The organism is Kribbella sp. NPDC026596 (genome assembly GCF_040638415.1).
Taxonomy (GTDB): Bacteria; Actinomycetota; Actinomycetes; order Propionibacteriales; family Kribbellaceae; genus Kribbella.
In genome coordinates this window covers 48,500-58,524 of sequence record NZ_JBEZYF010000058.1, presented here as the reverse complement: position 1 = coordinate 58,524, position 10,025 = coordinate 48,500, and the positions used below count along the sequence as shown (strand labels likewise).

Sequence of the window (10,025 nt, the reverse complement as noted above, 5' to 3'; positions counted from 1 at the left end):
GAACGACCACTCAGCACTCAGGAATCACCAAAGCGTTCCAGTCGGTGGTTCGGCCGCCCGCAAGGCACACACCTAACCTAAATGTCGGTGGGGGCTGCTTGGCTGGCTCCGTGGATCTCACGGAGTTGGCTGAGCGGTTGGAGAAGCTGTCGGTTCGGTACGGCGAGACGCTCGGGTTCGAGCGTGATCCGGACTGGTTCCTGCTGAAGTTGCAGGAGGAGGTAGGTGAGCTGACACAGGCCTACCTCCAGCACACCGGACGGGCGCGCGCCAAAGGACTCACCGCGGACGAGATCCAGGCGGGCTTCCACCAGGAGTTCGCCGACGTCTTCTGCCAGCTGATCCTGTTCGCACGCCGGCACGACGTAGACCTACCGCACGAAATCGACCAGAAGTGGCTGGCCCGCGAGGTCTAGTTGTTGCCTGAGGCAACCGGCCTGATGGTGGCCGCGGCACCAGCCGATCAGCAGCAGGACCGGCCCGAGCCACAGCAGCGCGAGCGCGCCGAACTCCCGGAGCCGCAAACGTGGCGGAACCTCGACCAGGACCAGCCCGTCGGTGGCGGCCGCGACGATGTCGTCACCGTCGTGCTGCACGTTCATCCCCGTCTCCCGCTCTGCAAGATCGCATCAACCGACGTACGAAACCGCTCCCAGTCCGCCGTGAACGCGCGAGCAGCGGATAGATCGTGCCCTCCGTGGTCACCAACCCGTCGACCTCACCGAGCGCTTTAACCAACTCGAAACCGTAGCGCTGCTCAACCTAGTCCAACCCGAGCTCCGCCCACCCGCACCTTGGGCACCCACCAACCGGAATCCGTGACGTTGCATGGTTGGTCGGTGCCCAAGGTGGGCTGTCAGTTCTTTGCCGACGGCTCCAACTGGCGGGCATCGTTTGCGGGCTCTGCGTTCGCGGGGGTCTTGCGGTCCTGGTGGCCGGGCCACCAGGCGGCGTGACCGATCAGCGCGGTCAGGCTCGGGGTGAAGAACATCGCCATCACGAACGCGGCGACGACGATGCCGAAGGAGACCGCGAAACCCATCTCGGTCAGCAGTGAGTTGCCCGCCAGCATCAGGGTGGCGAAGGTGGCCGCCAGGATGAACCCGGCCGCGGCCACGGTCGGACCGGCGTGCCGCACGGCCATGCTCGCGGCTTCACGCGGATCGCGGCCTTCCCGTGCCTCCTCGCGGAGCCGGGAGATCATCAGGATGTTGTAGTCGGTGCCGATGGCAACCACGAACAGGTACATGATCACCGGGAGCATGAACATCAGCCCCGAGTGCCCCTGCCCCTTCTGGAAGATCAGGACCGTCGCGCCGAGCGTGGCACCGAAGCCCAGCCCGACCGAGGCCATCAGGTACCAGGGAGCCACCACACTGCGCAGTAGCAGTCCGAGGATGACCATGATGAGCAACGCGGCGAGCGGGAAGACCGTGCGGTAGTCGTGGTCGACCGCGGCGTCGATGTCCTTGTAGATCGACGACATGCCGCCGACGAGGGCCTTCGTACCAGGTGGGGCGTCGGCGTGTGCAACCTCGCGTACGTCGCCAACCGCGCTGATCGCCTGGTCGGTCGCCGACCCGTACTTCAGCGTGACCGTGAAGTTGGCGGTCTTGCCGTCCTTGCTGATCGCGGCGGGTTGGACGTCGGCGACACCGGGGATCGCTTCGAGCTTCCGCTCGTACGCCGGTAGTGCCGCCGTGTCGACGCGGCCGTCGCCGGTCGAGGTGACGAAGACGGAGGTCGGTTCGGCGGCGCCGGCCGAGTAGGCGTTCTGCATCTCGGTCTGGACGACCATCGACTCCTCGGTCTTCGGCATCGAGCCGGACGCCAGGTCGAAGGTGGCCTTGAAGCCGAGCGTACCGAGCGCCAGCGCGACCATGACCACGCCCGAGACGCAGGCGAAGAGAGCCGGGCGACGCTGCACTCCGCGGCCGAGCGCCGCGAACCGCGCGTTCGCGGGCTCCTTGCGCCACGCCTTCGACGGCCAGAACAGGGCGCGCGGCGGGATCAGCGAGCAGATCGCCGGGAACAGTGTCAGTGCGGCGACCAGCGTCACCGCGACGGTGATGGCGAGCGCCGGGCCCATTTGCTTGAGGAAGCCGAGCGTCGACAGTACGAGCGCGAGGAACGAGATCATGACCGCACCGGCCGCGGAGGCGATCGCCTCGCCGACCCGGCCGACCGCGTTGATCATGGCCTCCTTGGGCTCGTCGCCGGCTCGCAGCCGCTCGCGGTACCGGAACATCAGGAACAGGTAGTAGTCGGTACCGACCCCCAGCAGTACGACGATCAGCAGCGACGAGATCGAGCTGTTCGCCTGGAGTCCGAAGAGCTTGGTGGCGTCGGCGATCAGCGCATTCGCCGTCGAGGACACCAGGGCGATCAGGACGAGCAGCGGCAGTACTGCGAGAATCGGCGAGCGGAAGATGATCAGCAGCGTGATCAGGATGATCGCGAAGGTGCCGGCGAACGTCAGCGCGTTGGCGCGGCTGGACGAGGCCTGCTGGTCGAGACCCTGCGCCGCCGAACCGCCGAGCTTGGCGTCGAGCTGCGTGCCCTTCGTCAGCGCCTTGGCGTCGGCGCGCAGCGTCTTCGCGGCGTCCAGCTGTTGCGGCTGGCCGGCGTTGTTGGTGTCCATCGAGACCAGACCCAGTACGTAGCGGCCGTCCTTCGACGCCGGACCGGGAACGACCTGCTGGACCTGATCGATCTTCTTCGCGCCGAGTTCGGTGGTGATCCGCGCTGCGTCCTTCAGGTCCGCCTCGGTGAGCTTGCCGCCGTCGGAACGCCCGTACAGGACGAGCGCGGAGGGCGTGAAGGCGCTGGGGAACGCGCTCTGCTGGAGGTCGGCGGCCTGGATCGACTCGTAGCTCTTGGGGAGGAAGCTGCTCTCGTCACTGCTCGACGGGAGGCTGGGGGCGGTGGCGACGACGGCGGCCGCGATGAAGATCCACGCGACGATCGTCCAGATGGGGTGACGGACGACGGCGCGCCCGATGCGGTGGAACATTTCGGTCTGCCTCCGGGCAGTGAATTGTGGGTAGGTGTTCAGACAGTCGCGGGGTGAATGACGATGTCGTCGAGGCGCGTGCGGGCGTAGAGCTTGACGTTGTCTTCAAGGCCGTCCTGGGCGGGCAGGGAGTTGCGCACCGCGCCCTTCGTGCTCTTGGCGTCCACCTCGGCGGCGGTGCCCTCGCTGATGCCGACCTCGATGCCGCCGGAGGCGTTCATCAGCTCGGCCTGGCCGCGCGTGATCCGGCCAATCCGGATCGGGCAGTTACCCGCCTTGGCGATGACGCTGCCCTCGGCACGGTCGATGTCGAAGCTGCCGCCCGCACCGTTGAGCTCGACGTCGGACAGGGCGTGACCGATCCAGATCCGACCGTTCGAGCCCTCGTACCTGACGACGCCCTCGACCTCACAGATCCGTACCCCGGCCGCGCCGTTCTCGATGGCGGCGGTCCCGCCGATGTGGTCGAGCTGGACCTGACCCGATGCCGTGTTCAGCTCGCAGTCGCCGAGCCGGCCCTCGGCGTGTACGTCGGTCCAGGCCGTGTTCAGGACCAGCTTGGATCCGACCGGCAGCTCGATCGTGATGGCGACCGACCCGTTCTTGTCGCCCGACTTGGTGGTCTTGATCGACAGTTCGCCGGCGGAGAAGTCGACCTTGGTGTTCTCGGCCACCTTCACGTCCGACTTGCTCGCGCTGTTGATGGGCTCGACCAGTACGACGGTGTCCGACCGCTCACTCGCGGAGACCCGCACCTGAGCTCCCGCGGTGGTCAGGGTGGCAGTAATCGGCTCCGGCGAAGCGAAAACAGGCATGACAAATCTCCTCGTGTGATGTGCGTGTCTGGTGAGCCCGGCTTGGCCTTGCTCATGTCGACAACAATCACCGAGCGCCCTGACGCGGCCCAGTCACCGCCCTGACACCAGCCCTGACACCACCCCTGACACGGCGAACCGCGAAGGAGTCTCAGGCGGTCTTGGGGCGGATGGAGAACATGACCGCGAGGACGAAGGCGGGGACGGCCAGGACCCAGGTGGAGCTGATTCCCAGGAGGACTGGGGCCAGGCAGACCAACAGCAGGTCGAAACCGCGCATGGGTTGGGAGAAGAGGCCGGGTGGGATGGCGCCCATTGGTGAGGCGACCAGCGGACCGGAGTACGACGGGGGCCGCGCGGATGCCTGGCGGACAGCGCCGGAGAGCATGCCGGCGGCGACGGCGAAGGCGGCTGGGCCGTTGCCGATCGCGGGCAGGGCGAGGAGGGCCCACAGTGCCGCGAAGAGGCCGGGAACGACCGCCATGATGACGCGGAGCTCGCGAAGATCCATGCCGAGCGCACGGACCAGCCCGGTCGAGCGGCAGACCGAACGCAACCCGTCCATCAGCGGACGTACGGCGACAAACCCGGCGAACCCAGCGGCGACAGGCACCAGTACGTCGAACCCCGCGCCCGCCACCGCATACGGTACGACGAGCAGCGCGAACCCGATGACGAGTCGCCGCGGCCACCGCAGGATCCGCAGGAACTCCCGATGCACCAGAGCAGCACCGTTCGCACCTCGACCGCGCCGCGTGTGCGCCCGTCCCTTCAACCGCCAGTGCCGGCCGGCCACCACGTCCGCCAGCATGCTGATATCCAGACTGCTCGCGGCACCCGCGAGACCGGCCAGCAGCTCCCCACCCGCGATCACAGTCGTCCGATTGAGCTTGTCGAGCGTCTGTGAGGTGACGATCACCAACGCCACGCACAAGAGCAGTACGACGGCGAAGATCACCAGCAGCCGCGTCTGCGCCGGGTCAAGCAGCCCCGGCGCGGACACCTGTCCGAAGACGAGGAGCGGGGCAGGATCGGAGCCGGTGAAAGCCGAGGTGATGACGAGCGTCTCAGCGGCGCCCTGCGGGGAGCCGCCTTGCAAAGCGAGGATCACGGCCGGCACCGCGGCCGCCAGCAACAGCAGGTCCGCGACCCGCAGCGCCCACCGCGACCGCCCGGCCGTCTGCTGGACCCACACCGTCACAGTCGCCGTACAAACGAGCAGCGCTCCGACCAGCGCCGACGCCTCGAGTACGTCGAACCACATCAAGCCCACCAGCGCCCACACGATCAACGACGCAACGAACCCGACCACCGCAACGACGCCCATCACCAGCCGGTACGTCGGCCGCAGCAAAGCAGCCCGATTCACGGGCGTGGCGAGCAACCAGAAGCCGGTGGCGCGTGACGCGGAGACCGGGCCGACACTCAGGAGCACCCGGATCGTGGTTGCCAGCAGCAAAGGCACCACGACCCACGGCATCCAGTGCGACAACTCGCCACACGTGAACGACGTGCACTGGGCGACGTTGGCGTTCAGGTGCCGGATGACGTTGCCACCGCACGCGCCGACCATGGCCAGCGTGAACAGCACCAGATAGATGTCCTCGAAGATCTGCGAGAACGGCCGGTCCGCGCGTCGCCGCCGCGTCGTCCGCATCCATTGCCGGAGCGCACGCGATGTCGGGATCGCACCGAAGTCCGCCGGGTCGAAGACGACCGGTCCTTCCGCTGAGCTCATGGCAGCGGGGTGAGGGTGACGACGGAGTCGGCGACGGCTTCGACGAGGGATGGGTCATGGCTGGCGAAGAGGATCGACGTACCCGACTTCTTCTCCTCGATCAGGCGGTCGGACAGCCACTGAACGCCGCCCACATCGAGCCTGGCCTCGGGCTCGTCGAGCACCATCAGCTTGCGCGGGCGGACCAGCGCCGTCGCCAACGCGAGGCGACGGCGCTGACCGGACGACAGCGAGCCCGGCAGCTGATCGGCGGCCGTCAGCAGCCCGATGTCGTCGAGGATCGTGTCGACGAGATCTTCCGGAGTCGGGTTGCCGTGCGCACGAGCGAGCAGGTCGAGGTGTTCGGCCGCGGTCAGGTCCGGGAAGAAGTCGAGCTCGTCGAGCAGCGTGGCGACATCGCGCCGGACCGCCTCGGCGCGTTCGTCGATCGGCAGGCCGTCGAGCAGGATCGTGCCCGCCGCCCGTTCCGCCGAGCCCACGATGCACTTGAGCACGGTCGTCTTGCCGGCGCCGTTCGGGCCGACCAGCGCGATCGCCTGACCGGCGGCGAGGCTGAAGGTCAGGCCTTCGATCACCGGGCGGTCGCCGTACTTGTGCTGCAACTCCTTCACGCTCAACCGAACCGCGGCCTTGCTCGACCCCGGGCTCACTTCTTGCGTGCCAGGGTCAGTCCGTCGCCGATGCCGAGCATGGTCACGTCGACCCGGTCGTCCTTCGCGATGTGCGCGTTGAACTCCTTGCGGTCGGCCGGACCGTCCGCGTCGACCACCCGGCCGCCGGCCAGCGTGTTGTCGAACAGCAGTACGCCGTTCGGCCGGATCAGCGGCAGCAGACGCTCGAAGTAGTCGATGTACCCCGGCTTGTCGGCGTCCACGAAGGCGAGGTCGAACGACCCGTCGAGGGCCGCCGCCAGCTCGTGCCCGTCACCGATCCGCAGCTCGATCTTCTTCGCGACCCCGGCCCGCTCCCAGTACCGGCGGCCGATCGAGGTCCACTCCTCGCTCGCGTCGAGGCAGATCAGCTGCCCGTCGTCGGGCAGCCCGCGGGAGATCGCCAGCGCGGAGAACCCGGTGAAGGTACCGATCTCGACCGCCCGCCGCGCCGAGATCAGCCGGGTCAGGGTGGTCAGCAGCCCGGCCTGGTCGGACGTGGTCAGCATCCCGGACACGCCGCCGAGCTGCCGGGTCTCCGCCACCAGGTCGGTCGCGATCTCGTCCAGCGGCATGCCGTGCGCGACCATGTAGTCGTGCAATTCCTCGGTCACCTGCACCTGGCTACCCATGAATTCCCGCCCTCCATGTATTAGATCGGTCGCCTGTAGTCTCTATGGGTTGTCCGCACGCCGCACACCCACCCCACCCGAGGGAGCACCCCGCATGCGCATCGCCGTCGCCGGATCGATCGCGACCGACATCCTGATGACGTTCCCGGGCCGGTTCAAGGACCAGTTCCTCGAGGAACAGATGCACAAGGTCTCCCTGTCCTTCCTGGTCGACGAGCTCGTCGTCCACCGCGGCGGCGTGGCCGCGAACATCTGCTACGGCATGGCCCAGCTCGGGCACCCGTCACTGCTGGTCGGCTCGGTCGGGGCCGATTTCGCCGAGTACGGCGCGGCGCTGACGACGGCCGGCGTGGACGTGTCGCACGTGCGCGTGTGTGAGAACGTACACACCGCCCGGTTCACCTGTACGACGGACCTGGACGCGAACCAGATCGCCTCCTTCTACACCGGCGCGATGGCGCAGGCACGGGAGCTCGACCTGGGCGCGATCCACGCGGCGGCCGGCGGGATCGACCTGGTGCTGATCGGTGCGGACGACCCGGACGGCATGCTCAAGCACACCGAGCTGGCCAAGCAGCACCGGATCGCGGTGGCGGCCGACCCGTCGCAGCAGATGGCGCGGATGGACGGCGCCGATATCCGCCGGCTGATCGACGGGGCGGCGTACCTGTTCAGCAACGAGTACGAAGCCGGTCTGATGGTGCAGAAGACCGGCTGGAGCCACAACGAGATCCTCGAGCGGGTCGGCGTCCGGATCACCACGCACGGCGGCGACGGCGTGGTGATCGAGAACGCCGACGGCATCCTGGTCAAGGTCCCCGCGGTTCCGGCGCCCGGCCTGGTCGACCCGACCGGCGGCGGCGACGCGTTCCGCGCCGGCTACCTGACCGGCCGTGCGGCCGGCCTGGACCACGAGGCCGCAGCCCACCTCGGCTGCACCCTGGCAACCACGGTCCTGGAGACAGTCGGCACCCAGGAGTACACACTGGACCAGTCCACCTTCCTGGACCGCCTCTCCGCCACCTACGGCTCCCCCGCCGCCGCAACCGCCGCAAAGGCCGTCAAGGGTCAGGTGCTCTGAGAGCGGGCCCAGAGGCCGCGGACGTGGCCGATGTGGCGGCGCATCAGCTGTTCGGCGCCTTCGGCGTCGCCTGCCTCGACCAGGTCCATCAGTTCGTGGTGCTCGGCTGCTGACTGGCCGAGGCGGCCGCTCTCGACGAGTGGTGTGAGACCGAGCAGCCGCGTCTGCGACCGCAGGTCCGACACCACGTCGACCAGCTTCTGGTTGCCGGAGTACGCGAGCAGCGTGACGTGGAACACCCGGTCCGCCTCGATGTAGGCGATCAGATCACCCGCTTCCGCCGCCACCACGATGGCCTCCGCCAACGCGCGCAACCGCGGAAAGTCCGACGCCGGAATCGCCGGTACGACGTCCCGGATCGTCGGCGGCTCGATCAGCTGCCGCAGCGCGGCGAGGTTGTCGAGATCGTCGTCGGACATCTCGGTGACCCGGAAACCCTTGTTCCGCAGGGAGATCACCAGGCCCTCGCGGACCAGGTCGAGCATCGCCTCGCGCACCGGCGTCGCGGACACACCGAACCGCGCGCCGAGCATCGGCGCCGAGTACACCTCCCCCGGCACCAGCTCGCCGGAGATCACCGCCGCCCGCAGCGCGTTGGCGACGCTGTCCCGCAGGTTCTCCCGCTGTGCCAGCCGCCGTACGCTCGGCAGCCCGATCGAGTCAGCCGCCATCGATTCACCTCCCTGGTCGCCGCCCATTGTGAAGCACCCGCCCTCAATCGACGGGTACGCCACCCCCGACGGATCGCACCAGCTCGGTCAGCCGGGCGAACACCCGTTCCGCACCGAGTCCGTCGTGCTCGTACTCGTTCGTCACCCACGCCTGCACGTTGCCGACCCGGTTCGCGGTGTCCAGCTGCAGCCCGGAGTCGACGTACATGTCGTCGTAGTAGACCGCGGCGGCCACCGGTACGTCGTTCGCCGCCAGCCGCTCGAGGTCGTACAACTCCGACCACCGCGGGCGCCGCGCCAGCACCTCGACCGCACCCTGGAACGGCCGCAGCCCGCGGATCTCCGCGAACATCCAGGGGTACATCATCTCGCCGGTGAACAGCAGCGGCCGCGCGTCCTCGGCGAACTCGGGCCGCAGCGCCCGCTCCACCTCGGCCGCCCATCCCGTCGCGCCGTCCCCGGACCCGTAGATGCTCTCCTGCAGCGCCGCGAACAACGGCCCGCCGCTGTACGACGACAACCCCAGCACCTGGCCGAGGAACGTGTCGGACAGCTCGTCCCCGTCGAAGGCCTCGTCGATCAGCCAGTGGATCCGCTCGTAGCCGGGCTTCATTCCGAAGTCGATCCCGAGTGACTGGAACCGCCGTACCGTCAGCCGGTCGCCATCCGGCAGCCGTACGTCGGACGTCGCAAGCCGGTCCGCGATCCGGCCGACCCGCTCCACATTGTGCGGATAGCGCCGATAGAACTCGCGGTTCTTCGCAACCACCCGTGGATAGGTGCGACGGTAGACCTCGGCCGCCGAAGGATCGATCGAGGCCAGCCCGCCGGTCACGTAGCAGGCCGTCAACCCTTCAGGGGCCTTGGACAGATACGTCAGCGTGAGGAACCCGCCATAGCTCTGCCCCAACGTCGACCACCTGCGCCCACCGAACACAGTCGTCCGCAAATGCTCGGCATCGGCCACGATCGAGTCGGCCCGGAAGCACGCCAGATAGTCAGCACCCTCCTCGGCACTCAACGACGCCATCCGCCGCCCGGAGACCGGCGTACTGCGACCGGTCCCGCGCTGGTCCATCAGGATCACCCGGTAGGTCTTCAGCGCCTGCCCGATCCACCCCGACGGCTCGACCGGCCGCGGCCCCTTCCCGCCCGGCCCGCCTTGCAGGAACAGCAGGCACGGCAGGTCGTCGTCCTTGCGCATCGGATCGACAAGTTCGCGCGCGAACACAGTGATCGTCCCGGAGCCGGCGCCGGACCAGTCCAGCGGCACCTCGACCGTGTGCTCGCGCACGTACATCCCAGGAATCGTGTAGCTGGTCATGGGGCCTCCCGGCCTGGACTGAGGAGCGGAGGGAGCGAAGCGACTGGAGCGACGAGGGAAGGCCGGGAGTTCCAGCCCCATGACCCGCCGCGCCGGAGGCG

General features: G+C 68.3%; 10 protein-coding genes. 2 read left to right on the top strand and 8 right to left on the bottom strand.

Annotated elements, in window-relative coordinates:
* Positions 1–110 precede the first annotated feature (110 nt).
* Complete coding sequence (locus tag AB0E63_RS34950; protein ID WP_360375672.1) at positions 111–416, top strand: pyrophosphatase; 306 nt, start codon at positions 111–113, stop codon at positions 414–416.
* Here the strand turns inward: AB0E63_RS34950 and AB0E63_RS34945 are convergent.
* From AB0E63_RS34945 to AB0E63_RS34920, 6 genes are all read right to left on the bottom strand, one after another.
* On the bottom strand, positions 372–602 hold the full coding sequence (locus AB0E63_RS34945) for a hypothetical protein (protein ID WP_360375670.1): 231 nt from the start codon (positions 600–602) through the stop codon (positions 372–374). The two genes, AB0E63_RS34950 and AB0E63_RS34945, sit on opposite strands and share 45 nt — an antisense overlap.
* Positions 603–856: 254 nt before the next feature.
* Positions 857–3,013, bottom strand: coding sequence for an MMPL family transporter (locus AB0E63_RS34940; RefSeq protein WP_360375668.1), 2,157 nt, complete (start codon positions 3,011–3,013; stop codon positions 857–859).
* Positions 3,014–3,051: 38 nt separating this feature from the next.
* Positions 3,052–3,828 (bottom strand): DUF4097 family beta strand repeat-containing protein, encoded by a 777-nt coding sequence (locus tag AB0E63_RS34935; RefSeq protein ID WP_360375666.1) that lies wholly within the window; start codon positions 3,826–3,828, stop codon positions 3,052–3,054.
* A gap of 151 nt (positions 3,829–3,979) precedes the next feature.
* Positions 3,980–5,566: a DUF6297 family protein gene (locus AB0E63_RS34930; protein WP_360375664.1), complete on the bottom strand. Its 1,587-nt coding sequence runs from the start codon at positions 5,564–5,566 to the stop codon at positions 3,980–3,982.
* On the bottom strand, positions 5,563–6,216 hold the full coding sequence (locus AB0E63_RS34925; protein WP_360375662.1) for an ABC transporter ATP-binding protein: 654 nt from the start codon (positions 6,214–6,216) through the stop codon (positions 5,563–5,565). Before AB0E63_RS34925 ends, AB0E63_RS34930 begins: the two co-directional genes overlap by 4 nt.
* Positions 6,213–6,848 carry a class I SAM-dependent methyltransferase gene (locus AB0E63_RS34920; protein ID WP_360375660.1) on the bottom strand — a complete coding sequence of 212 codons (636 nt, stop codon included), beginning with the start codon at positions 6,846–6,848 and terminating at the stop codon, positions 6,213–6,215. The genes AB0E63_RS34925 and AB0E63_RS34920 overlap by 4 nt, the downstream gene beginning before the upstream one ends.
* Before the next feature lie 94 nt (positions 6,849–6,942).
* Here AB0E63_RS34920 and AB0E63_RS34915 point away from each other — a divergent pair, with 94 nt between their 5' ends.
* Positions 6,943–7,929 carry a carbohydrate kinase family protein gene (locus AB0E63_RS34915; RefSeq protein ID WP_360375658.1) on the top strand — a complete coding sequence of 329 codons (987 nt, stop codon included), beginning with the start codon at positions 6,943–6,945 and terminating at the stop codon, positions 7,927–7,929.
* On the opposite strand, the gene AB0E63_RS34910 is transcribed toward AB0E63_RS34915, so the two are convergent.
* On the bottom strand, positions 7,917–8,600 hold the full coding sequence (locus AB0E63_RS34910) for a GntR family transcriptional regulator (protein WP_360375656.1): 684 nt from the start codon (positions 8,598–8,600) through the stop codon (positions 7,917–7,919). The two genes, AB0E63_RS34915 and AB0E63_RS34910, sit on opposite strands and share 13 nt — an antisense overlap.
* Before the next feature lie 43 nt (positions 8,601–8,643).
* Positions 8,644–9,924 (bottom strand): alpha/beta fold hydrolase, encoded by a 1,281-nt coding sequence (locus AB0E63_RS34905; RefSeq protein ID WP_360375654.1) that lies wholly within the window; start codon positions 9,922–9,924, stop codon positions 8,644–8,646.
* Positions 9,925–10,025 lie beyond the last annotated feature (101 nt).